Here is a 23,102-nt window from a genome sequence, read left to right on the forward strand (position 1 = left end):
GTATAGATAGAATATAGGGGCTTATAAAAAATCCTGAAAAATGCTATAATTAAACAATAAATAAAGAATAACGGAGATAAAATTTGGCAACAAAGAAAAAAACAAATTTTGATGATATTACCAAAAAATATGGCGCTGAACGTGACAAAGCTTTGGCAGATGCACTTGCTCTGATTGAAAAAGACTTTGGGAAAGGTTCACTTATGCGTCTTGGCGAAGCAGCCAACCAGAAAGTGTCAGTAGTAAGTTCAGGCTCACTTGCACTTGATATTGCGCTTGGTGCAGGTGGATATCCTAAAGGACGTATCGTTGAAATCTACGGACCAGAATCTTCTGGTAAAACAACAGTCGCTCTTCATGCCGTTGCAGCGGTTCAAAAAGAAGGTGGAATTGCAGCCTTTATCGATGCTGAAAATGCGCTTGACCCAGAATATGCAAAAGCGCTCGGTGTCAATATCGATGAACTTTTACTTTCACAACCAGACTATGGTGAACAAGGGCTTCAAATTGCTGAAAAATTGATTACATCTGGTGCAGTTGACTTAGTTGTTATTGACTCAGTTGCAGCTTTGGTACCTAAAGCCGAAATTGACGGTGAAATTGGTGACAGTTCAGTTGGGCTTCAAGCTCGTATGATGTCACAAGCCATGCGTAAACTTGCAGGACATATTAATAAAACAAAAACAACAGCTATTTTCATCAACCAATTGCGTGAAAAAGTTGGGGTTATGTTTGGTTCGCCAGAAACAACACCTGGTGGTCGTGCATTGAAATTCTACGCTTCTGTACGTCTTGATGTACGTGGTTCAACAAAAATCGAAGAAGGTTCTGGAGATAACAAGACCCAAATCGGTAAAATCACAAAAATCAAAGTCGTTAAAAATAAAGTGGCTCCACCATTCAAGGTTGCTCTCGTAGATATCATGTTTGGTGAAGGGATTTCAAGAACCGGTGAACTTTTAAACATTGCTGTTGATGAAGGAATCATCAAAAAATCAGGCGCTTGGTTTGCTTACAATGACGAAAAAATTGGTCAAGGAGCAGAAAAAGCGAAGAACTATCTCAAAGAACATCAAGAAATCTTTGATGAAATTGACCATAAAGTTCGTGCCGCTCACGGTCTTCTTGATGAAGCAGAAGTAGCAGAAACTACAGAAGATACTTCAACAAAAGCTAAGACAACTAAAGCTAAAAAAGAAGAAAAAGTAGTCGAAACTGAAGAAATTGAACTCGAACTTGAAGATTAAAAAAACAGCTGATTATTCAGCTGTTTTTATTTTTTTAAAGAAAGTAAATAGTCCAAAGATAAGAACCCAAATCACAGAACCAATGGCCGGAACAATTGTATCTTTAAAGCAGAATAGTGAAATAAAGATTAAGACAAATCCAGCAATGGCTAATGGAATAAAGATGTGGGCTGCAGGTAAAACAAACCCTTTAGGATCAAAATCGCTTGATTTCCGATATTTAAGATAAGTAATTAAGGTCATCAGATAAACCACTAGAAAAAGATTGGTTGCGACACTGGTAATAAAGACAAAAGAATTAGAAATCGCAGGAATCATCGAGATGAATGGAGTAAATAGAATTAATAATGAGGTGAAAAGTAAAGCATTTACTGGTACACCAGCTTTTGAAAATTTAGTAAATGGTTTAAGTATTTTATCATTATTGAGTTTTGATAAAGAATAAAGATTACGAGTGATTGAAAAGAGGGCAGAGTTTAAAGCCGAAGCAGCAGAAGTTAGTACGACAAAGTTTACTAAAGCCGCTGCCCATTTGATTCCAATGAGTTGGAAAATGGTAACAAATGGTGATTTATCAGCCGGAATATCGCGCCATTGGTAGATACTCATAATTGCCAGCAGTGCCCCAACATAAAAGAGGACAATTCGAATTGGGATTTGGTTAATCGCTTTTTTCAAAGTTGGTCTAGGATTATCTGTCTCTGCTGCAGTCATTCCGATGAATTCCATCGAAACAAAAGCAAACATGACCATCTGGAAGCTTTCAAAGAAATTAGAAAGGCCATTTGGGAAGAACTCGAAGCCTTTGGTGATATTAGTTACACTTACAGTATCAGTTCCTGTATGATAATGACTAAAAATGAGGATTATTGCCGTTAAAATCAAACCAATAATCGCCACAATTTTAATCATCCCAAACCAAAATTCGGTTTCTCCAAAAAATTTTGGATTTAAGGTATTCAATAAAGTTAGAAGAACTAATACAAAGACTTCTGTCATCCAAATTGGTAAATCCGGCAACCAAAAATTAATATAAGTCCCAATAGCAATTAGCTCAGCCATAGCTACAAAAACAACAACCAGTAAATAAGACCACTGAATAAAGTAACCAGGTTTTTCACCGAGATAGCGTGAAACAAAATTTAAAAAGGAATGTTGATTGGGATCTTGGTAAAGCATCTCCCCGATAGCTCTTAGGAGAATATACATAAGCGCACCGATTATTAAATAAACAAAAATAATTGATGGACCAGTGAGGTGAATCGATTTTCCGGCACCGAGGAATAATCCCGTACCAATTGTTCCAGCGATGGCAATAAGTTGAATATGCCTATTTTTTAAACCACGTTGCGAGAGCTTATTTTCTTCATTTTGATTTGTATTCATAATATTATATTATACGCTTTTTCATTTAGTTTTTCAGAAGTCACTCTGTCTAGGAAAAGATGACTCGCTTAGATTTTTTTATAGTGCGAGTAGAGCCCAAAGAAAATTGTCCAGACAATCGCTCCCAAGGCCGGATAAAAGGTATCAGCATTGAAAAACAAAGAAGCAAAGACAATTGCAAAGATAGCTACGATAAAGGGAACGGTAATTTGAGGTTTTGGTGTCAAGAAACCTTTAGGATTGTAATCTTCAGATTTGCGATATTGCCAATAAGTGTAGAGGGTAATAAAGTAAACCACTAAAAATAAATTAGTCGTACAAGAGGCTGCAAAATCGAAAGCATTTTTTATCTGAGGAATAAGAGTCAGGACAGGAGCCAAAAGCGAGAGAGCAGTTGCCATATAAAGGGCATTGATAGGAATTCCCGCCTTAGAAAGTTTTGTAAAAGGAGTTAATCTTCCTTTGTCATGCTGTTGAGCAAGTGAGTACATATTTCGTGTTGCTGAAAATAATGAACTATTAAGCGCTGAAGCAGCAGAAGTCAGGACAACAAAGTTAATGAGCGCCGCTGCCCATTTGATTCCAATAAGTTGAAAAACCATAACAAATGGAGATTTATCAGCCGGAATATAGTGCCAGTTGAAAATAGTCATAATAGCCAAAAGTGCTCCAACATAGAAAAGTAAAATACGCACTGGAATTTGATTAATTGCTTTTGGTAAACTCTTTTTAGGATTAACTGTTTCTGCCGCAGTCATTCCAATAAATTCCATAGAAGTAAAGGCAAACATAACCATTTGTAAGGCACCAACAAAGTTCCAAGCACCGTGTGGGAAGAGTTGAAAGCCATCAAAAATGTTGTTTAGTGAAGCAGAGTCATGAACGGTTTTTCCGCTTAAAACAGTGCTATAGTGAAAATTACCAGCTACTAAAATAATCGCAGTGACAATCATTCCAATGATTGCTGCTACTTTAATCATCGCAAACCAAAATTCAGTTTCACCAAAAAAGCGAGAATTTAAAGTATTAAGTCCAAAAAGAAGAGCTAGCATGACAATTTCAATCAACCAAAGTGGAACCTGAGGAAGCCAAAATTGAATATAAGTTCCGATTGCTGTCAATTCAGAGATACAAACAAAAACAATAACTAACCAATAAGACCACTGAGTGAAGTAACCTGTCCTGACGCCTGAATATTTTGTGACAAAATTTAAAAATGAATGCTGACTAGGGTCGTTGTAAAGCATTTCTCCGATTGTTCTTAAGAAAAAGAACATCGCAATCCCAATAAGAATATAAGCAAAGATAACGCTTGGACCAGTCATTTGAATGGTTTTCCCAGCTCCTAGAAAAAGTCCGGTACCAATCGTTCCAGCAATAGCAATAAGTTGAATATGTCGGTTCTGTAAGCCCCGTTGAGCTTCATGTTTCTCTTGAAGATTTTCCAAAAGTTTTCCTCCCTTAAATTATCAGATAATTCCAATAATGTGTTAATTATTATACCAAATTAATAAATTTGTATCAAGAGTCATATTCTTTTTTGCTAAAAATAACAGTAAAGTGTATCATTTGATATTTATGATATAATAAAAATATGTTAATAATCGACCAAAATCTATTGGAAATAGATAATTTGTTAGAAAAGATAATGGACGAGTTTTTGAAATTTCCAGAAGTTGAAGCTTATCAGAAAGCTAAAGCTGATTTTATGGCAGATGAAAATTTACAAAGTCAGCTTAAAACTTTACAGGATAATTCTGAATATATCGCTTTTCGCCCAGAGCTAAGAGCGCTTCAGCATGAAATAAATTTGAATGAGAAGGTTTATGCTTTTCGTTTGGCAGAAAACGACCTTCAGCAAATTTTGACAACTTTGACTAAGAAAATTACAAATAGTATTTCGGAACAGATTTATGTTGATGAGAATTTACCATTGAGAGGAGGGCAACATGGACGACATCATGGAAAGCATTGAGAAAAAAGAAATTCGCCCCCTTTTTATAAAGGAGCGAATCGCAGTTTATGTTTATTGCTATTCATATAAAGGAACAAGACAATTAAGTAAATTTGGCGATGTGATTTATACAAGCCAAAAATCAAATTATAGTTTACTCTATATCAATAATGAAAATCTTTCAGATTTATTGAGTAAATTAAAAGATTTGAAATTTGTTAAAAAGGTGCGTGTGGGTCATATTAAAGAACTTGACCAAAACTTTTCTGAAGCTTTTGCTCAAACTAATCTTGCCGTTAAAGAGGAAATTGAGCGCTTGTAAGTAAGGGAATAAAAGTGAGCTCACGTGTCAATAATGTAATTGCTATTGTGTATTATTTGAGTGAGCAGACTTTTTTTGTTAATATAGTAAAAAAAGAGAGGAGACTTGGTAGAGTAATACTACTTCATTAGATGAAGTCTGGAATTTGTAAAAAAGTTGTATTCTATAGATTCCGATTATCACTTCTTCTCAACCATGAAACGATACCCAAAACCAAGGAAGAAAAACTATGTTGGAGACTCATTATTACTTCACTCCCATTTTAGACCATTTAGAACCATTTGATCATAATGATTGGCATTTATATCCGATTGTCACTTTACCTGCGGCTAAGCAACTACGGGATGCAGAAGATTTGCCTAAAAATATTGTTTCGTTAAATGCTTGTTATGACCGTTTGCGAAAAGTATCACTTGATTATCTAACTGTAAATCTTTACGGACGAAAACAAGGAAGAGCTTTTCTCTTATTGTTGCAGGATGTTTTAGAAGAAACGACGATTTTAGATTATACAGTACAAGTTCGTCAACAGATTTTGAAAGAAATCGGCGTGTCTACTCTGAATTTTATGGAGTATCGTTCTTTTGCTAAAAGACATCTCGCTTTAATGTTAAAAGATTTTAGAAAAAATGATTTTCAAGCCTCTCCAGCAAGTCTGATTATGACTAATGAGGAATGTTTGAAAATTGAAGATTGTCCTCATGCCCTCTTACAACAATACTTAGAACAAATTGAAAAAACTGCCTGATGCTTGTCAGACATTTTTTTTATAAAAAAATACTGACAGGATTCTGTCAGTAAAATTTTAAAAATTATTTTCGTAAATGTCTTAAACAGTCTAAAAAACGAACAACTTTGGATTTTGAAAAACGATATTCAACTCGATTTTTATCTAAAAAGTCAAAAAAGTCTTTTTTCCCTTGTTTGCTGTCATCTACTTCAAGCTCAAGCTCATAATCAGTATGCCCTAGATAATCATTCTTGTCTAATGCAGCAAGCCCAATTGGAAGATGTTGCTCATAACGAATCGTCGTCAAACTTCCAATTAAAGTGATTTCCTCAAGATTAATATCTCGTGCAGTCAGTAACTCACAGATTTCACTTAAATCAGTCTCTCCACAGACAATATTTCGCTCGCCAAGGAGTTGTTGAGCCTCTTCAAGACTGAGATCAATATTATATTCAATATTTCCAACTTCTTGAGGAACTTTTAAAGTCATTTCTGCGGACTTATCAAAAGTTCTAATACGCAAAGCCAATTTTTTCTTGCGTAATTTAAAATCTTTTGAATCTAAGTAGTGGTTAGTTTGCCTAACAGGGGTTACGTGAGTAAAGAGTTTTTTGAGCTGGTCATACTCAGCCAGCGACAATAGCGACTTATACTCAATCTCCAAATTCGTACTCATTAATTAATTTTTAAGATTATTTTCTAAAGAAAATATCTTTCCTTTCAGTTGGGTTAAACGATATATTAATTAAAAGTATATCAAAAGGCTGACTATAAGTAAAGTTGCGCCCTAAGTTGAAGAAAGAGAAAAGCTGGCTCAAAGCAGAGAAACAAAGGGAAGTTTTAAAAATGAAGGAGACTAGACAAGGACTGAAAATATGATAGAATTAAGGCTATGGAAAAAGTAGAAGAGAAATATCATTTAAAAGATTTTTGGGATTTTGGTTTGAAACAATTTCGGTCAGCAATTTTTGGAATTACCATTATTCTGTCATTAATTGTGACTACCTTTATCAAAATTCCACATCTTGCACGCTATGACACTTTATTGATTTGTGTCATCGTCATTCAAATGATACTTTTGGTCAGCAAATATGAGCGAGCTTATGATTTAATTCCAATCATGGTCTTCCATGTTTTGGGAATGATTTTAGAAATATTTAAAGTAAAGCATGGGAGTTGGTCCTATCCAGATGCCGGCTTATTTAAAATTATGGATGTTCCCTTATACAGTGCTTTTATGTACTCGGCAATTGGTTCTTATATTGTTCGGGCAATAAAAGAGTTTGATTTAGAAGCAATCAATTGGCCGCATTGGTTGATGTCCATTGGTATTTCTGTTCTTATTTATCTCAACTTTTTTAGTGGAACCTTTGGCTTTGATTTCAGAAATATCTTTTATCTCTTTATTTTAATGATTTTCTGGAAAACTAAATTTTCTTTTGTATTGCGGACAAAACGTTATCAAATGCCGGCAATTTTGAGTTTCTTTTTAATCGGTCTCTTTATTTATTTTGCAGAGAATATTGGTTCTTATTTTAGTGCTTGGACTTATTCTTATCAGTTAAAAGCTTGGCAATTTGTTGATTTAGGTAAAATCTCTTCATGGACTTTATTGATCATCGTTTCAATCATTATTGTTATTGAACTACAGAGATATTTTTCAAAAAAGATAAAAATAAAAAATATAATTAAGAACTAAAAAGGGCAAAATGATTGCTCTTTTTTTATTGAAATTTAAAGCATTTAAGTAGCAATAATGTGAATAAAGCAAACTTATGTTAAAATATTAGATGTGATTCTAATAAATATAGAAGTCAGAAATCGTTTAAGATTTAAATACTCAAAAAAGGAGTATGCGAGAGCAATTGCTTTTGCAAAGTGAAAAAAATGTTTAATTGGGAAGAATTCTTGGACCCTTACGTCCAAACAGTTGGCGAGTTAAAAATAAAATTTCGGGGCGTTCGTAAGCAATATTTGAAGAAAGGACTTTATTCTCCGATTGAATTTGTTACAGGGCGCGTGAAACGTCGAGAATCAATCAGAAATAAGGCCAAACTTCGTGGTTACACACGAGAAAATTTAGCTGAAATGGAAGATATTGCTGGTGTTCGAGTGATGGTCCAATTTGTTGATGATGTTTGGGATGTGTTAGAGCTTTTACGTAAACGCAAAGATTTTAAAATTATTGAAGAACGTGATTATATTAATAACCAAAAAGCTTCTGGTTACCGTTCTTATCATGTCATCATTGAGTATCCAATTGATACAATTGATGGTTTCCAAATTGTCAATGCTGAAATTCAAATTAGAACTTTAGCCATGAATTTTTGGGCAACGATTGAACATTCCCTTAATTATAAATACGGGGGCTTAATTCCTGAGGATGTCAAGGCAAGATTGACTAATGCAGCGCGTGAAGCTGCTCAACTTGATTTGGAAATGGGTGAAATCCGTGAGGATATTCAAGAAGCACAGTTGCTTTTTGATAGTCCTCAGCAAAAACAAGACTTTAAAAAAGAAAATGGTGAAGAAAATGAACTTTGGTAAAAAAGTCTGGCTTATTGGAAATTCGAGTGAAAAATCCAAAAAAACGCTCAATAAATTGAGCAAGATTTTGAAAGCTGAACATTTCGTTTTTGATGATATTAATCCTGAAATTGTGATTTCAGTTGGAGGAGATGGGACGCTTCTACGAGCAATGCATATGTACGAATATCAGCTAGATCGTGTGCGATTTTTAGGTGTTCATACGGGGCATTTGGGCTTTTATACTGATTTTACTGACGAAGATTTGTTTGAAGTCGTAGAGGCTCTTTATGATGAAAATCCAGCTCAAGCGATTCACTATCCACTCATTCGTGTTCAAGTTAGTTTTACTGACGGATATCAAATTGTACGGCACGTTCTCAATGAAGCAACGATTCGACGTGCAAGTAAAACGATGGTTGGGGATGTTAGAATTTCTGATTATCTTTTTGAACGTTTTCGTGGGGACGGCTTGTCAATTTCAACTCCAACAGGTTCAACGGCTTACAATAAATCAATTGGAGGAGCCGTTGTTCATCCGCGGGTAAAAGCAATGCAAGTTGCTGAAATTGCAAGTTTGAACAATGTCGTTTATCGAACATTAGGTTCACCAATGATTGTAGCTGAGAAAGATACAATTACCGTTTGTCCTGCGCCAGAGGATGATTATAGTTTAACTTTTGATCAGTTGACTTTTGAATACAAAAATATCAAATCAATTGAGTTTTCATTGGATGGAACAACGATTTCTTTTGCAAATTGCGCTCATACACCATTTTGGGAACGGGTCAGTAAGTCCTTTATTGGGGAGGTTGAGTAATGCAGTTTGCTTTTAGAAACGAGATTGAAGGAAGCATGGTTAAGTCAATGCTAAGCCGTCACGGTATTTCTAGGAGATTACTGACAAAAGTGAAATTTGATGGAGGGAAAATAACAGTTAATGGTCAGGAAAAAAATGCCATTTATCGCCTGGAAAAGGATGATTTGGTGACGGTCACAGTCCCAGATGAGCCAGATAATGAAAAGTTAATTCCCGATGATTTTCCACTCAATGTCCTATTTGAAGATGACCACTATTTAGTTGTTGAAAAGCCAGCAGGCAAGCCATCAATTACAGGGTCCTTGCATCCGACTGGTGCCATGTCAAATGCTGTCAAAGGATATATTAGTCAAAAAAATTATGCTAATCAAACGGTACATATTATCACTAGACTAGACCGTGATACCAGTGGAATCATGTTTTTAGCTAAACATCGTTATGCACATGCTTTAGTGAATCAACATAAATTTCGCGACACGATGGAAAAACGCTATTTTGCCATTGTAAATGACCAAGATTTGCCAGATTCTGGTCGAATTGATTTACCAATTGGACGTCGTGATGATTCGATTATTCAAAGGCAAGTTCGCTTTGATGAAAAAGCAAAAGATGCACTGACTTCTTACGTTGTTGCTGAGCGGAAAAATGATTTAGCCCTTCTTGATATTATTTTGCATACAGGCAGAACTCACCAAATTCGTGTTCATTTTTCTCATTTGGGTTATCCTTTAATTGGTGATGATTTATACGGTGGAAATCATGATTTGATTTCACGTCAAGCCCTTCACTGTCATCATTTACAGTTCTTAAATCCTTTTACTGACGAAATGGTTCATGTTGAATTAGACATGCCAGAAGATATGAAAAACTTATTGAAATAAAAAAAGTTACTGACAGATTTTCTGTCAGTAACTTTTTATTTATTAAAATTTCCAGTTTTTAAGAATTTTAACAGATTTAATTTTTACAGGGTCAACAGGAGATGAAGCTTCGCCAGAACCACTTGATGTAACCTCGGCTTTAGCGATTTTATCAACGACATCCATTCCTGAGATAACTTGACCAAAGACAGTGTAACTTCCGTCTAAACTTGGATAGCCCCCTTTTTTATAAGCATCAATTATTTTTTGAGGATATTTAGTCTTGTCTTGAATTTGACTGGTCATATCTTGGGAATTTTGCACAATGAAAAATTGTGAACTGCTAGAGCTTGCTTGGCCAGTATTTGCTAAAGCAAGTGCGCCGCGGATATTGTACAGTTGATTAGAAATTTCAGTATCAAATGTTTTCCCACCAAAAATTGAAGCAGTACCAGTTCCTTGATTAGAAGGGTCACCAGATTGAATCATGAAATCTTTGATGACACGGAAGAATTCATTGTTTTTGTAGTAACCATTTTTGGCAAGAACAAGGAAATTTTGAACCGCATTAGGGGCCAATTTAGGGAAAAGTTTAATATTGATATTTCCAGCAGTCGTTTTAATTTCGACCTCAGCTTCATCCTCAGCAACAGTTGTAGAAAGTTGTGGCAAAGTCAAATCATTAAGGGCAGTTGTAGAATTTTTTACTGCATCATGTAATTTATAATTTGTTGGATAATCAACTTTTTGGCTTGAAGAAGTGCTTGTACTACTTGCTGTATTATCAGTTGTTTTTGGACGATTTGCAAAGAAAACAAGGAGTCCAACGACAATAACTAAGACAATCCCAAAGATTGTAAAAAGAATTGTATTATTTTTTTTATTCGTATTCATAGGAATATTTTAACATAAAAATGAGTAATTATAAATTTTTATCAAATTAATTCTTGCAATTTCTAAAAAAAAGGTATAGAATATAGAAAAATCACGAAAGGAGAATCACGAAATGAATAACTTCTCATTACGCCATCATCATTTGCATAGATAAGAGTTGTGTCATACAGTAGGTATAGATACAGCTTTAGAGTACGCTCAAGTATCTATGCCGGTGATTCTCAAGAGACCGGTTGTAAAGACAACTGGTCTTTTTATTTGTTCGTGCTCTGGTTTGTAGAAAAAAACAAGAGATTAGAAAGCAAAGATTATGGAAAATCAAAATCAGGTCAAGCGCAACCTTAAACAGCGCCATATCACCATGATTGCATTGGGTGGTACAATTGGAACAGGTTTATTTTTAACCTCAGGAGCAACAATTAGTCAAGCAGGTCCCTGGGGCGCAGTTCTTGCTTATTGTTTTATTGGTATTATGGTTTACTTCGTAATGACTTCTCTGGGTGAGATGGCGACATATTTGCCCACTTCAGGTTCATTCTCCGATTATGGCGGTCGTTATGTTGATCCTGCTTTTGGCTTTGCATTAGGGTGGAACTATTGGCTCAATGGAGCGATTACCATTGCCGTGGATTTAACGACAGCAGGATTGATTACGCAGTTTTGGTTCCCGCACCTTCCGTCTTGGATATTTTCAGGAATTGCGACGGTCTTAATTTTTATTATTAATGTTATGGCGGTTGGAGCATTCGGGGAAACAGAATATTGGTTATCAACGATTAAAGTGATTACGATTGTCCTCTTTTTAGTTATTGGTTTACTTACCATTTTTGGAGTTTTGGGACAAGGAAATGTTGATGTCGTTGCCAATTTAAGTGCTGGCAATCATGGCTTTGTTGGTGGAATTTCAGGATTTGTTGGAGTTTTACTTATTGCCGGATTCTCTTTTCAAGGAACTGAGCTTTTAGGGATTACCGCAGGTGAATCTGAAGACCCAGGTAAGTCAATTCCTAAAGCAATGAACTCTATTTTCTGGCGTATCTTACTCTTTTACATCTTTTCAATCATTGTGATTGCTGCAATTATCAATTTTAAAGACCCTCGCTTGTTAAATCCAAATTCGACAGCTGTCATGAGTCCATTTACTATTGTCTTTAAAAATATTGGCTTTGCAGTTGCAGCTTCAGTTATGAATGCGGTCATTCTTACTTCGGTAATTTCATCAGCAAATTCAGTAATGTATGCTTCAACACGTATTCTTTATTCATTGGGACAAGAAAAAGGCGCACCAAAATTCTTTGGACGAACAGCAAAAAATGGAATTCCTTTTTATGCCCTATTAGCCACAACAATTATTTGTTTTATTGCTTTCTTAACTGGAATATTTGGAACACAAATTTATCTTTTCTTAGTTGATTTATCATCACTAACAGGATTTCTTGCTTGGCTTGGAATTTCTATCAGTCATATCCGTTTTAGAAGAGCCTATGTTGCTCAAGGGAAAAAATTGGAAGATCTTCCTTACAAAGCTAAATGGTTCCCGTTTGGTCCAATTGTTGCGCTCTTGATGACTGCGGCAATTGCCATTAATCTTGACCCAGCCATGCTCTTTAGTGAGCACTGGGGTGAAGGCTTAGCTTTATACGCTGCAATTCCTATTTTCATTATTCTTTATTTTGGTTATAAATGGAAGTATAATACAAAAATTATTCCACTTGAAGAAGTAGATTTGAGTCGAGAAAAATAATATCTGAATCACAATTCGTATAGAGTTGTGGTTTTTTATTTATAATATAAAGAGAAGTAATGACATTTTTTAAGAGTTACTTACCCAAAATTACCAAGTGAAAGAGGAAATGGGATGAAGTTTATCGCCATTGTTGGGACCAATGCTAGTTTTTCTTATAATCGAAAACTCCTTTGGTACATGAAAAAGCATTTTACAAAAGAAGCACAAATTGAAATAGTAGAAATTACAGACCTTCCACTATTTTCTGAGGATATCAGAGAAATTCCTGAAGGCGTTCAGAAAATTGCAGAGGCAATAGGAGAAGCGGATGGTTTGATTTTTTCAACGCCTGAATATGATCATGCGATTACTGCTGCTTTGAAATCATTGATAGAATGGCTGTCATGGATAAAACCTCAGCCATTGAACAGTCTACCGGTTATGATTGTTGGGGTTTCTCTGGGAAATATGGGAACTGTTTTTGCCCAAGAAAACCTTCGACAAATTTTGAGTTCACCGGGTCTGGATGCTTTTGTTTTACCTTCCAATCAATTTCTTTTAGGACGAGCAGCTGAAGCATTTAATCAACAAGATGAATTGATAGATGAACGGACAATTAGCTGGTTGGAGCATTGTTTTAATAATTTTATGATTTACAGTAAAACATTAAAACCGATGAGATTTCCTTCGCCAAAAAAAGAGAATAATAAAGAAATAATTGAGAGTGAGGAAAGTAAAAACTCTACAGAAACCGAGGAAGTTTGGTGGACTAAAGAAACGAATCAAGGATTGCCAGTTCTTTCCGATGCAGATACAGGAGCTTCTGAGTATGAAGAAGTGATTGAACCTGAAAATTCGGCTTATCTACAATTTTTGGAAGAGGGAGAAACTTGGGAGTTTGATGATATTGGAGAATTAAGAGGAAAATCGGAAGAAGAAGACTGATGAAAATTTTAGAAAAAAAGTCAACCTTGAAAATTTCCAAAACTTATCGAGCGTTAGGGACAGTCATTAGCTTAACAATTTATGGTCATCAAGACGAGGAGTTATTAGATAAAACTTATCAATTAATCAAGTATTATGAGCAGCTTTTTACGGTAAATCGTGACCAATCAGAATTGATGGCTGTCAATCATAAAGCAGGAATAGAGCCTGTTCATGTATCAGGAGCAGTTTATGGCTTAACAAAAATAGCGCTTGAAAAAAGCAAGGAAGCATTTGGTTTTAATGCAGCAATTGGTCCTCTCGTTAAACTTTGGCATATTGGCTTTTCAGACGCTAAATTGCCAACTCAAGCAGAAATAGATGAAAAGTTAAAAATAATTAATCCAGATAGGGTTATTCTAAGGGATGATGAATTTTCGATATTTTTGCCAGAAAAAGGGATGGAAATTGACTTAGGAGCGATAGCAAAAGGTTATATTGCCGACCGGATTAAAGATTTTTGGCATGCTTACGGTATCTCTTCCGGCATCATTAATCTAGGAGGAAATCTTCTATTGGTAGGTGAAGCTCCACATCAGACAGATAAAAAATGGCGCATAGGCATTAAAAATCCATTAACTAATGATAAAAAACCTGTGCTACAGCTTTTGTCTGGTGAAGGTTCTGTTGTGACTTCGGGAATTTCTGAGCGTTACTTGAAAGTGAATGATAAGATTTACCATCATATTATTGACTCCAAAACAGGTTATCCACACCATAATCAGCTGGCCAGTGTTACTGTTTTATCCAAAAAATCAATTGATGGTGAAATTGAAACGACCCGATTATTTTTTGCTGACGGTCCAATTGAAAATTGGCTGACAGAAAATCCGGAAGTTTATGGCGCTATTTTTATTAGTAAAGATAAGAAAATAAAAGCCGTTGGAATTCCCAAAAGTCAGATTTATGTTGCTGACCAAAGTTTTGAATTTGAATAAGTTAAAATTTAAGTGTAGATAATTTCTGTCAGTACTTTTTCCAATAAAAATTTACTGACAGAAATAAAAAAACCGCCAAAAGCGGTTTTTATTTTTTATTTCATAGTTGGGAAAAGCAAAACGTCACGGATTGAAGTTGTGCCAGTAAAGAGCATCACTAAGCGGTCAATCCCGATACCGAGTCCACCTGTTGGTGGCATACCGTGTTCGAGTGCTTCAACGTAATCGTAATCGACACCAGTTGCTTCATCATCCCCAAGTTCTTTAGCTTTAGCTTGAGCTTCAAAACGTTCCAATTGGTCAATTGGGTCATTCAATTCGCTGAAAGCATTGGCGTATTCTTTACCGTTGATGAAAAGTTCAAAACGGTCAGTAAAACGTGGGTCTTTTTCATTCATTTTAGCAAGTGGTGAAATTTCTTTTGGATGACCAAAAACGAAAGTAGGTTGAATCAAAGTTTCTTCAACATATTTTTCAAAGAATTCGTTAATGATATGACCAACAGAAGTGAAATGTTTTTCAACATGAATATCATGTTCTTTAGCAAGAGCTGTTGCTTCTTCAAAAGTCATCTCAGGCCAGAAATCAACTCCAGAAACTTCCTTGATAGCATCAACCATGTGAACACGTTTGAATTTTCCGCCAACATTGATTTCTTTACCATCGTATTCAAGAACATCTTGACCAACCACTGTTTTAGCAACATGTTGGAAGATTCCTTCTGTCAAATCCATAACATCATGGAAATCGGCATAGGCTTCATAACTTTCAAGCATAGTAAACTCGGGATTATGAGTTGTATCCATACCTTCGTTACGGAAAACACGCCCGATTTCGTAAACTTTCTCCATTCCCCCAACAATTAAACGTTTTAAATGAAGTTCAAGCGCGATACGCAACGCCATATCAATATCTAAAGTATTGTGATGAGTGAAGAAAGGCCGGGCAGCAGCACCACCAGCTTCACTATGAAGAATTGGTGTTTCAACTTCCAAAAAGCCACGACCATCCATATAATGACGGATTTCACTGATAATTTTAGAACGAGTGACAAAACGGTCAAAGCTTTCTTTATTTGAAATCAAATCCAAATAACGTTTACGATAACGTGTTTCAGTGTCAGTCAAACCATGGAATTTTTCAGGTAAAGGACGAAGCGCTTTTGAGAGGAAAGTCAATTTTTTTGCTTTAATTGACAATTCACCCATATCAGTTTTCATGATTTCGCCTTCAACGCCAAGGAAATCTCCGAGGTCAGCTTTTTTGAAAATTTCATAATTTTCTTCGCCGACTTCATCTTTACGAACATAAAGTTGAATTTGTCCTTCGCGGTCTTGAAGATGGGCGAAACCGACTTTACCTTTACCACGTTTAGTCATCAAACGACCAGCGACAATTCCTGAAAGTGCAAGTTCATGCAATTCTTCTTTCGTCTTTTCGTCATAAGCTTCGTGTAGTTCTTGTGAGTTGTGCGTACGTGTAAATTTATGTCCAAATGGGTCAATTCCCGCTTCGCGCAGGTTTTCCATTTTTTCACGGCGGACTTTCATTTGGTCATTAAGTTCTTCGATTTCAGCCAAAATAGTACTCCTTGTAATTTTTTATTCTCTCTATTTTAACATATTTTCAAAAAATTAACAGAAATTTTTTTGTCAGTAAACGCTTTAAGCATGGGCTTGAGAAGATTTTTTTACTGTCAGTAAAAAATGCTGATAAAATGACTGACAGAAATTTAGAAAATGATGAATGACCTTAAAGAATTTCTGTCAGTAAATTTTTTAAAACTCACTTAAATTTTTGATTTTTTTAATCACAGTTTTGAGCAATTTGTCTTGTTCAGACAAAAAAGAAAGACCATAAAAAATGCGTTGATAACGTTCGCCAAGACCTTGAAAAGCAATATTTTCATTAATAAATCGTTTTGAAATCAATGACAGGCCAATGCCAGCCTTAAGTTGACTGACAATCATATCATTGTTATTGACGCTGACCAAATTCTTTGGATTAAGATTATTTTCTTTAAGATAATTATGTGTATAATGAGCCACACCAGACCCTGCTTCGCGAATAAAAAAGATGTCACTTTCTGGATTGCCAGCAAGAACGAGTTCATCTTTAAAAAGTGGGAAAGTTTCGATGGTTTCATCCATCATCGGTTTTTCAATAATTCCAAAATGAATTTCATGATTACGAATTAAATCAAAAACCTCTTGAGAATCAAGCATCATTAATTCAATGTTAAGTTGTTCAAGTTCAGGAATTAAATTTTTAAAAATCAAAGGTAAAACAGTAGTTGCTGAACTATGGGAAGCAGCAATTTTAAAAGGTTTACGACTAGGTGTCTGATTTTTTAGGGAAAATTGTAATTCATTCCAATCATTGAGCGTTTTTAAAGCCTTAGGATAAAGAAGGTGGGCACTTTCTGTGGGAATTACTTCTTGGTGTTGCCCTCTTGAAAAGAGTTGAACTTTTAGTTCTTCCTCCAATTTTTTAATTCTAACAGTTGCGGTTGGCTGTGAAATAAAACATTGATTAGCAGCTCTGGTAAAGCTTTTGGTTTCAAACACAGCAATAAAAGTTTCGAGTAAAGCGAACATAAATCTTCCTTTAATTAATAAAAGTAATTTTAAAAATGATAATAATTTATTTTACAAAATAAAGGAGATTGTGTAAACTAATTGATGCTAGACAATTAAAAAAGGAAAAAGTAGAAAAATGTTAAAATTAAAAAATTATATTAAAAATGATAGACAGGCCATAATGAGTATTTTGCCAGGATTTCTGCTCTCCTTTGCCATTGCTATAGTAAGTTATTTACTCAATCGTTTCATCTTCCATAGTTTAGGTTCAGCAACCATTGCAATATTATTAGGAATTATTTTAGGTAATTTGTACTTCAAACAAGTCACTTTGTTTGCAGGAACAGCTTGGTCAGAAAAAAAACTTCTGGAATTTTCAGTGATGTTTTTAGGGGCCACAGTCACTTTCCAAACCATTGGTAAGTTAGGATTCTCCGGAGTAGGATTTATACTAATACAAATGATTTCAACAATTATTTTTGTTTTGTTTATGGGTAAAAAACTAGGATTTTCTGCTAATGTTTCTGCCCTAATGGCTTCTGGGAATGCAGTTTGTGGTTCATCAGCAATTGCCGCAGTTGAACCAGTTATTGGAGCTGAAACCAGTGAGAAAAGAACATCAATTGCGATGGTCAATCTTATGGGAACTATTTTAATGCTAAGTCTTCCATTTTTAGGAACTTGGATATTCGGTAATAATGATTTATTAAGGGGGGCACTGATTGGTGGAACAGAACAATCTGTTGGTCAAGTCGTTGCTTCAGCAACAATGGTAAATCCAAACACAACAACCTTAGCCACTCTATTTAAAATTATGCGAATTATCATGCTCGTTTTTGTTGTTTTATATTTTGGTTTCAGAAGTAAAAAACAAATAATAAATGAACAAGGACCTACTCAAATAAAAATTAAAAGAAATTCTTTTTTACCATGGTATGTTCTTGGTTTCTTAGTGCTTTGCACTTTAGATACATTGATTCATTTTGTGCCGGAAGTTTCAGCTACCGCAAAATTTCTATCCGGTTGGTGTGAAACCATTGCCTTAGCTGCTATTGGTTTACGACTAAATTTGGTTGAATTTATAAAAGCAGGAAAAAAATTACTGATTTATGGTTTATCTACTTTAGTCTTTCAAGTAGTTCTTGCACTTATTTTAATAAGTCTTTTAATCAAATAATTAGAATAAAAAACGATAATAAAGTCACTAAACCAGAGATTTAGTGACTTTTTTGTGCTAATTATTATCAGTTAAATTTTTGAACCTAGTAAAAAATTATTAATCAATCGGACTCATTAATGTTAAACCAGATTAATCCCCAAAGTGAAGCAATGACTAAAAAGAGTAGAGCAAGCATTTTATTTTCCTTTATGTTTGTAAGGTTTGGATAGATTACTTAATAGATTTTATTACCTCTTTAAGTTGACTGACAGATTTTTCAAATTGTTTCTTTTCATAAGCATCAATATTTAGTTCAATGACTTCTCTAACACCATTTTGATTTACAATAGATGGAACACCGGTAAAGACACCTTCTTGACCATATTCACCACGTAAATAGGCAGAAACTGGTAGAATTGCTTGTTCATTATTTAAGATGGCTTTGACAATTCTAGCTGTACTCATTCCAATGCCGTAATAAGTAGCCTGTTTTTTATCAATAATCTCATAGGCAGCATTTTTTACCTTATTTGACAAATTAGACAAATCTTCAACCCCTATTTTTTTATTTTTAACAATAAATTCAAGAATAGGTTTTCCACCTACCGTAGTGTGTGACCAAACCGCAACTTCAGAATCGCCATGTTCGCCAATAATATATCCATGAACACTCCGTGGATCAATTTCTAGCTTTGTGGCCAACTCTTTTCTAAAACGAGTAGTATCCAAGGTTGTACCAGTTCCGACAATTCGAGATTGATCAAGACCAGAAGTTTCCCAAGCGACATAGGTAAGAATATCCACAGGGTTTGAAGCAATTACAAAAATACCATCAAAACCTGAATCCATAACCTGAGTCACGATTGAGCGCATAATTTTAGCATTTGTATTAACCAAATCTAAACGTGATTGACCTGGTTTTTGATTCACACCAGCCGTAACGACCACAATATCAGCATTTTTACAATCCTTGTAATCTCCAGCTCTCACAATAACATTTTCTTGCCCCCAAGAAACGCCATCTAATAAATCTAAGGCTTCACCCTCAGCTTTATCCTGATTAACATCTATCAAAACCAACTCATTAACAAGTCCTTGATTAATCATTGAATAAGCAATACTTGTTCCAACAAAACCTGTTCCTATAACGACTACTTTTCTGCTTGTAATTTTCATTTTTAGCTCCTTTTCAATTTTTATATATATTTTTATAAAGCCTATCTGTTAAAAAGCCAAAGATAACTAATCATAGTACATAAAATTAAAATGATAGAAATTACAAAACTAATGATGATAAAAGCCAATTTTATCTCCTCCTTCAACCCCTTTTTCTGATGTTTTTTATAAAATCTATAATTATTTTATCTCTATTTTTATAATGTGTAAAATGAATTTATTTTATCATTATTATTAATAAAAATAATAAAAAAACAAAAGCAGTTTGCTCATGTTTTTCTATTTTTATTAATTCTAATGAATTTCGGTTTCTTTTTTTATTTTACTAATTAATTTTTGAATCATAGGGTCTTTTTCTTCATCAAAAGAAACTCCTAGAAACTCTCTATGATAATTACTCCCAAGTTCTTGATAAGGGATATCATCAGTTAAAAATGATTTAGAAATTAAAGAAGAACCTAAGCCTGCTTTGATATGGGAAATAATCATCTCATTGCTATTCATACGAACAATATTTCTTTGAGCAGAAGGAGCGGATTTGAGATATCTTTTGATATAATATCCAATTCCTGAACCAGATTCTCTGGTAAAGAATGTTTCTGAATCCGTATTTCCGGCAAGTACTAATTCATCTAAAAATAAAGGAAATGTTTCGGTTTGATCGCTAATGAGTAATCGCTCAATGATTCCAAAATGTAAATCATGATTTGCAACTAATTCAAATACTTTTTCTGAGTCATACATATTAATTTCTACATCTAAATGTTCCAACTCGTCTTCAAATACTTTAAAGATTCTTGGCATAATACTTAGAGCAGCACTGTGTGAAACCCCAATTTTGAAAGGATGTTTTGCAAGAGATTTTTTTTGTACCTCTGCTTGGTCTTCCTCCCATTTTTTTAGATAGGCAATAGCCTTGGGATAGAATAATATGGCGGCTTCAGTCGGAATGATTTCTTGGTGTTTTCCTCTTAAAAATAATGTTGATTTTAACTCTTCTTCGAGTTTCTTGATTCTCACGGTTACAGTGGGTTGGGAAATAAATAAATATTTTCCAGCTAAGGTAAAACTTTTAGTTTCATAAACGACGATAAAGGTCTCAAATAATGAAAACATGTGATTTTCTCCCTAAAATACAAAAATAAAAAATTATTTTTTTTAATTTATATGATTATAATAATTTATTTTACAAATTAATTCAACTATTATATATTATTAATAGAATCAATTATTTAAGACGAATTAATAAAAAATATAGAAAGAGAAGTTTATGATGTATTCAAAATTCATATCATTTTTAAAACAAATTCCCCTCCCGATATGTGGCTTAATTTTGGGTTTAATATCCTTAGGGAATCTCCTTTACAGTAAAGGTTACCTTATTTTAGGAAATTTTTACGATATGTTAGGTTTATTCCTGATGTTTTTAATTTTGCTCAAGATAGTACTGGCAATGAAACATACAATTTCGACTTTGAATGACCCAATTGTAGCCTCTGTTTCACCAACTTTTACGATGTCTTTAATGGTACTAAGCGTATTTTTAAAACGTTTGTCCGGCTTTAGTCCTCTTGCGAATGTTATTTGGTGGACTGCTTTAATTTTGCATCTTATCTTAATGATGTATTTTATTTATCTTCATGTGCTACCAAAAGAATTAAAAATACATGATGTTTATCCAAGCTGGTTTATTACTTTTGTAGGCATTGGGGTAATATCGGCAACATCACCAGATTTCGGTCTTGAAGTGGGTAAAGTTGTGGTTTGGATAACATTACTCTTTTACTTTATTCTTCTTCCTATTGTTATGCATAGAGTTTTCATTTTACGAAAAATGCACAAATCTTTACTTCCTTTGATTACAATTATCACAGCACCAGGTTCACTTGGTTTAGTAGGATACCTCACTGTTGTAGAAGCAAAATCTAAAATATTCGTTATCTTTTTATTTATTTTATCGCAAGCTATCTATTTTATAACTTTAGGCTTGCTGACAAAACTTTTGAGAAGTGCCTTTTATCCTAGTTATGCTGCCTTTACATTTCCTCTCGTTATTTCTGCAACTGCGGTAAATTTAACAAGTAAACTCAGCGTTTTTCAGTTCCTGAATTTAGAATTATTAGCGAATATGGAAATCCTTATAGCAATTGCAATCGTTACTTATGTGCTCATCAGATACTGTATTTTTTTAGGATCAAAATTAATTCAGATTATGTCTGAAAAATATTCCCCTGAAAGTATATAAAAATAAATCATTGATAAAAATTACCACTAGGTCAATAATCTAGTGGCTTTTTATTTTGCTTTTAAAATGGAGTATATTAAGCTCAATAGAGCCTTAGAAAATGAGACAATAATTTTAAAAAAGCCTATAAAAAAAAGGATACATTGTGTTATAATTAGAACGCTGCGTGCTTTTTTTCTTTAAATAAAGAAGATTTGACTGGTTTTTTGACTTAAATCATTCATTTTTAATGATTAAAAGTATGCAAAAGAATATAGGAGAATAAAAATGACTGTATTATATGATGAAATCATGGTTCGTTATGGTGAACTTTCAACCAAAGGAAAAAATCGTGGTTACTTTATCAATCGTTTGGCAAAAAATATCCGCGAAGTCCTTGCAGATATGCCTGAATTAAAAATTACAGCAGTAAGAGATAGAGCACACATTGAACTTAATGGAGCAGATTATGCTGAAGTTTCAAATCGTTTAACAAAAGTTTTTGGAATCCAAAATTTTTCACCTTCAATCAAAGTTGAAAAATCAATGCCCGTTATCAAAGAAGAAGTTGTGGCACTTTTTAAGGAGATTTATCGCGAAGGGCAGACCTTTAAAATTGCTGCCAGACGAGCTGACCATAACTTTGAACTAGATTCAACAGAATTAAATATTGCTTTAGGAGATGTTGTTTTTGATAATTTCTCTTACGCAAAAGTACAAATGAAAAAGCCTGATATCACATTGCGCGTTGAAATCAGACAAGATGCGACTTATCTTAGTTTTGAAGATATAAAAGGTGCTGGAGGAATGCCAGTCGGAACAGCAGGACGTGGACATCTAATGCTCTCAGGTGGAATTGATTCGCCAGTTGCAGGTTATTTAGCGTTGAAACGCGGAGTTGAGATTGAGGCTGTTCACTTTGCTAGCCCTCCTTACACTTCACCAGGAGCTTTGAAGAAAGCCAAAGACTTAGCGGCTAAATTAACCGTTTTTGGAGGTTCAATTACCTTTATTGAAGTACCATTTACCGAGATTCAAGAAGAAATAAAAGCCAAGGCTCCACAAGCATATTTGATGACAATTACACGCCGTTTTATGATGCGCGTGGTTGATCGGGTTCGTGAAGAACGTGGTGGAAAAGTGATTATTAATGGAGAATCTTTGGGACAAGTTGCTAGCCAAACGCTTGGCTCAATGTCTGCCATTAATGAAGTAACTAATACTCCAGTTATTCGACCAGTAGTAACAATGGATAAAAATGAAATTATTGAAATAGCTGAAAAAATCGATACTTTTAATTTATCAATTCTACCATTTGAAGATTGTTGTACTGTCTTTGCACCACCTTCTCCAAAAACAAATCCAAAACTTGAAAATTGTATTCAATATGAAAAGAGAATGGATGTTGAGGGGATGGTTGACCGTGCGGTCAAAGGAATTATGCTCACAACAATTACTGGTGAAAACTGGGACCAAACTGAAGAAGAAGAGTTTGCTGATTTCTTATAATAAAAAATGCTACTTATAATATTATGAGTAGCATTTTCATTTGATTAGGAAACTACGATTGATAGTCT

Annotated in this window: 22 protein-coding genes; 14 read left to right on the plus strand and 8 right to left on the minus strand. The window is 34.3% G+C overall.

What is annotated here, in order from left to right; translation table 11 throughout:
* Positions 1 to 83 precede the first annotated feature (83 nt).
* Entirely contained in the window at positions 84 to 1,247 is a 1,164-nt protein-coding gene (recA, locus tag LDP15_RS09385) for a recombinase RecA (protein ID WP_042230065.1), read from the plus strand.
* A 12-nt stretch (positions 1,248 to 1,259) separates the two neighbouring features.
* Here the strand turns inward: recA and LDP15_RS09390 are convergent, their stop codons facing one another.
* Positions 1,260 to 2,633, minus strand: a complete 1,374-nt coding sequence (locus LDP15_RS09390) for an amino acid permease (protein ID WP_015425815.1) — start codon at positions 2,631 to 2,633, stop codon at positions 1,260 to 1,262.
* Positions 2,634 to 2,701: 68 nt separating this feature from the next.
* Entirely contained in the window at positions 2,702 to 4,081 is a 1,380-nt protein-coding gene (locus tag LDP15_RS09395) for an amino acid permease (RefSeq protein WP_042230067.1), read from the minus strand.
* A 146-nt stretch (positions 4,082 to 4,227) separates the two neighbouring features.
* On the opposite strand from LDP15_RS09395, the gene LDP15_RS09400 reads away from it, so the two are divergent.
* The 3 genes from LDP15_RS09400 to LDP15_RS09410 all read left to right on the plus strand — a co-directional run bounded on the left by LDP15_RS09400 (position 4,228) and on the right by LDP15_RS09410 (position 5,657).
* The gene (locus LDP15_RS09400) at positions 4,228 to 4,608 is read left to right on the plus strand and encodes a YlbF family regulator (RefSeq protein WP_015425817.1); all 381 of its coding nucleotides are present in this window, start codon (positions 4,228 to 4,230) and stop codon (positions 4,606 to 4,608) included.
* The gene (locus LDP15_RS09405) at positions 4,595 to 4,909 is read left to right on the plus strand and encodes a YlbG family protein (RefSeq protein ID WP_162259447.1); all 315 of its coding nucleotides are present in this window, start codon (positions 4,595 to 4,597) and stop codon (positions 4,907 to 4,909) included. Before LDP15_RS09400 ends, LDP15_RS09405 begins: the two co-directional genes overlap by 14 nt.
* Positions 4,910 to 5,138: 229 nt before the next feature.
* Positions 5,139 to 5,657: a hypothetical protein gene (locus tag LDP15_RS09410; protein WP_003131623.1), complete on the plus strand. Its 519-nt coding sequence runs from the start codon at positions 5,139 to 5,141 to the stop codon at positions 5,655 to 5,657.
* Positions 5,658 to 5,721: 64 nt separating this feature from the next.
* Here the strand turns inward: LDP15_RS09410 and LDP15_RS09415 are convergent, their stop codons facing one another.
* Positions 5,722 to 6,315, minus strand: coding sequence for a CYTH domain-containing protein (locus tag LDP15_RS09415; RefSeq protein WP_010905301.1), 594 nt, complete (start codon positions 6,313 to 6,315; stop codon positions 5,722 to 5,724).
* 216 nt (positions 6,316 to 6,531) lie between these two features.
* Here LDP15_RS09415 and LDP15_RS09420 point away from each other — a divergent pair, with 216 nt between their 5' ends.
* From LDP15_RS09420 to LDP15_RS09435, 4 genes are all read left to right on the plus strand, one after another.
* The gene (locus LDP15_RS09420; protein WP_015425819.1) at positions 6,532 to 7,338 is read left to right on the plus strand and encodes a DUF817 domain-containing protein; all 807 of its coding nucleotides are present in this window, start codon (positions 6,532 to 6,534) and stop codon (positions 7,336 to 7,338) included.
* Between the two features lie 188 nt (positions 7,339 to 7,526).
* Complete coding sequence (locus LDP15_RS09425) at positions 7,527 to 8,186, plus strand: GTP pyrophosphokinase family protein (RefSeq protein ID WP_015425820.1); 660 nt, start codon at positions 7,527 to 7,529, stop codon at positions 8,184 to 8,186.
* Complete coding sequence (locus LDP15_RS09430; protein WP_003131619.1) at positions 8,173 to 8,985, plus strand: NAD kinase; 813 nt, start codon at positions 8,173 to 8,175, stop codon at positions 8,983 to 8,985. The genes LDP15_RS09425 and LDP15_RS09430 overlap by 14 nt, the downstream gene beginning before the upstream one ends.
* The gene (locus LDP15_RS09435) at positions 8,985 to 9,866 is read left to right on the plus strand and encodes an RluA family pseudouridine synthase (protein ID WP_015425821.1); all 882 of its coding nucleotides are present in this window, start codon (positions 8,985 to 8,987) and stop codon (positions 9,864 to 9,866) included. The genes LDP15_RS09430 and LDP15_RS09435 overlap by 1 nt, the downstream gene beginning before the upstream one ends.
* 42 nt (positions 9,867 to 9,908) lie before the next feature.
* Here the strand turns inward: LDP15_RS09435 and LDP15_RS09440 are convergent, their stop codons facing one another.
* Entirely contained in the window at positions 9,909 to 10,739 is an 831-nt protein-coding gene (locus LDP15_RS09440) for a peptidylprolyl isomerase (RefSeq protein WP_003131617.1), read from the minus strand.
* Positions 10,740 to 11,049: 310 nt separating this feature from the next.
* Between LDP15_RS09440 and LDP15_RS09445 the strand changes: the two genes are divergently transcribed.
* The 3 genes from LDP15_RS09445 (at position 11,050) to LDP15_RS09455 (ending at position 14,387) form a co-directional block, all read left to right on the plus strand.
* Positions 11,050 to 12,483, plus strand: coding sequence for an amino acid permease (locus LDP15_RS09445; protein ID WP_015425822.1), 1,434 nt, complete (start codon positions 11,050 to 11,052; stop codon positions 12,481 to 12,483).
* A 114-nt stretch (positions 12,484 to 12,597) separates the two neighbouring features.
* Positions 12,598 to 13,410, plus strand: a complete 813-nt coding sequence (locus LDP15_RS09450) for an NADPH-dependent FMN reductase (protein ID WP_015425823.1) — start codon at positions 12,598 to 12,600, stop codon at positions 13,408 to 13,410.
* Positions 13,410 to 14,387, plus strand: a complete 978-nt coding sequence (locus tag LDP15_RS09455; protein ID WP_015425824.1) for an FAD:protein FMN transferase — start codon at positions 13,410 to 13,412, stop codon at positions 14,385 to 14,387. Before LDP15_RS09450 ends, LDP15_RS09455 begins: the two co-directional genes overlap by 1 nt.
* Positions 14,388 to 14,482: 95 nt before the next feature.
* On the opposite strand, the gene lysS is transcribed toward LDP15_RS09455, so the two are convergent.
* Both lysS and LDP15_RS09465 read right to left on the minus strand, forming a co-directional pair.
* The gene (gene lysS, locus LDP15_RS09460) at positions 14,483 to 15,967 is read right to left on the minus strand and encodes a lysine--tRNA ligase (RefSeq protein ID WP_080619312.1); all 1,485 of its coding nucleotides are present in this window, start codon (positions 15,965 to 15,967) and stop codon (positions 14,483 to 14,485) included.
* A 198-nt stretch (positions 15,968 to 16,165) separates the two neighbouring features.
* Positions 16,166 to 16,984, minus strand: coding sequence for a LysR family transcriptional regulator (locus LDP15_RS09465; RefSeq protein ID WP_015425826.1), 819 nt, complete (start codon positions 16,982 to 16,984; stop codon positions 16,166 to 16,168).
* Between the two features lie 163 nt (positions 16,985 to 17,147).
* On the opposite strand from LDP15_RS09465, the gene LDP15_RS09470 reads away from it, so the two are divergent.
* Positions 17,148 to 18,143, plus strand: a complete 996-nt coding sequence (locus tag LDP15_RS09470) for a YeiH family protein (RefSeq protein ID WP_080619340.1) — start codon at positions 17,148 to 17,150, stop codon at positions 18,141 to 18,143.
* A 213-nt stretch (positions 18,144 to 18,356) separates the two neighbouring features.
* On the opposite strand, the gene LDP15_RS09475 is transcribed toward LDP15_RS09470, so the two are convergent.
* Both LDP15_RS09475 and LDP15_RS09480 read right to left on the minus strand, forming a co-directional pair.
* Positions 18,357 to 19,301, minus strand: a complete 945-nt coding sequence (locus tag LDP15_RS09475) for an L-lactate dehydrogenase (protein WP_015425828.1) — start codon at positions 19,299 to 19,301, stop codon at positions 18,357 to 18,359.
* A 294-nt stretch (positions 19,302 to 19,595) separates the two neighbouring features.
* Positions 19,596 to 20,417 carry a LysR family transcriptional regulator gene (locus LDP15_RS09480; protein WP_015425829.1) on the minus strand — a complete coding sequence of 274 codons (822 nt, stop codon included), beginning with the start codon at positions 20,415 to 20,417 and terminating at the stop codon, positions 19,596 to 19,598.
* A gap of 154 nt (positions 20,418 to 20,571) precedes the next feature.
* On the opposite strand from LDP15_RS09480, the gene LDP15_RS09485 reads away from it, so the two are divergent.
* On the plus strand, positions 20,572 to 21,546 hold the full coding sequence (locus tag LDP15_RS09485; protein ID WP_015425830.1) for a TDT family transporter: 975 nt from the start codon (positions 20,572 to 20,574) through the stop codon (positions 21,544 to 21,546).
* Between the two features lie 267 nt (positions 21,547 to 21,813).
* Complete coding sequence (gene thiI / locus LDP15_RS09490) at positions 21,814 to 23,034, plus strand: tRNA uracil 4-sulfurtransferase ThiI (protein ID WP_015425831.1); 1,221 nt, start codon at positions 21,814 to 21,816, stop codon at positions 23,032 to 23,034.
* Positions 23,035 to 23,102: the final 68 nt, after the last annotated feature.

Source organism: Lactococcus sp. SK2-659, from assembly GCF_020218185.2.
Classification (GTDB): Bacteria; Bacillota; Bacilli; order Lactobacillales; family Streptococcaceae; genus Lactococcus; species Lactococcus lactis.

Excerpts from the sequence above, each read along its gene's own strand:
- LDP15_RS09390 (WP_015425815.1), bottom strand. The coding sequence starts at position 2,633 with ATGAATACAAATCAAAATGAAGAAAATAAGCTCTCGCAACGTGGTTTA.
- LDP15_RS09400 (WP_015425817.1), top strand. The coding sequence starts at position 4,228 with ATGTTAATAATCGACCAAAATCTATTGGAAATAGATAATTTGTTAGAA.
- LDP15_RS09405 (WP_162259447.1), top strand. The coding sequence starts at position 4,595 with ATGGAAAGCATTGAGAAAAAAGAAATTCGCCCCCTTTTTATAAAGGAG.
- LDP15_RS09410 (WP_003131623.1), top strand. The coding sequence starts at position 5,139 with ATGTTGGAGACTCATTATTACTTCACTCCCATTTTAGACCATTTAGAA.
- LDP15_RS09415 (WP_010905301.1), bottom strand. The coding sequence starts at position 6,315 with ATGAGTACGAATTTGGAGATTGAGTATAAGTCGCTATTGTCGCTGGCT.
- LDP15_RS09420 (WP_015425819.1), top strand. The coding sequence starts at position 6,532 with ATGGAAAAAGTAGAAGAGAAATATCATTTAAAAGATTTTTGGGATTTT.
- LDP15_RS09425 (WP_015425820.1), top strand. The coding sequence starts at position 7,527 with ATGTTTAATTGGGAAGAATTCTTGGACCCTTACGTCCAAACAGTTGGC.
- LDP15_RS09430 (WP_003131619.1), top strand. The coding sequence starts at position 8,173 with ATGAACTTTGGTAAAAAAGTCTGGCTTATTGGAAATTCGAGTGAAAAA.
- LDP15_RS09435 (WP_015425821.1), top strand. The coding sequence starts at position 8,985 with ATGCAGTTTGCTTTTAGAAACGAGATTGAAGGAAGCATGGTTAAGTCA.
- LDP15_RS09440 (WP_003131617.1), bottom strand. The coding sequence starts at position 10,739 with ATGAATACGAATAAAAAAAATAATACAATTCTTTTTACAATCTTTGGG.
- LDP15_RS09445 (WP_015425822.1), top strand. The coding sequence starts at position 11,050 with ATGGAAAATCAAAATCAGGTCAAGCGCAACCTTAAACAGCGCCATATC.
- LDP15_RS09450 (WP_015425823.1), top strand. The coding sequence starts at position 12,598 with ATGAAGTTTATCGCCATTGTTGGGACCAATGCTAGTTTTTCTTATAAT.
- LDP15_RS09455 (WP_015425824.1), top strand. The coding sequence starts at position 13,410 with ATGAAAATTTTAGAAAAAAAGTCAACCTTGAAAATTTCCAAAACTTAT.
- LDP15_RS09465 (WP_015425826.1), bottom strand. The coding sequence starts at position 16,984 with ATGTTCGCTTTACTCGAAACTTTTATTGCTGTGTTTGAAACCAAAAGC.
- LDP15_RS09470 (WP_080619340.1), top strand. The coding sequence starts at position 17,148 with ATGAGTATTTTGCCAGGATTTCTGCTCTCCTTTGCCATTGCTATAGTA.
- LDP15_RS09475 (WP_015425828.1), bottom strand. The coding sequence starts at position 19,301 with ATGAAAATTACAAGCAGAAAAGTAGTCGTTATAGGAACAGGTTTTGTT.
- LDP15_RS09480 (WP_015425829.1), bottom strand. The coding sequence starts at position 20,417 with ATGTTTTCATTATTTGAGACCTTTATCGTCGTTTATGAAACTAAAAGT.
- LDP15_RS09485 (WP_015425830.1), top strand. The coding sequence starts at position 20,572 with ATGATGTATTCAAAATTCATATCATTTTTAAAACAAATTCCCCTCCCG.
- thiI (WP_015425831.1), top strand. The coding sequence starts at position 21,814 with ATGACTGTATTATATGATGAAATCATGGTTCGTTATGGTGAACTTTCA.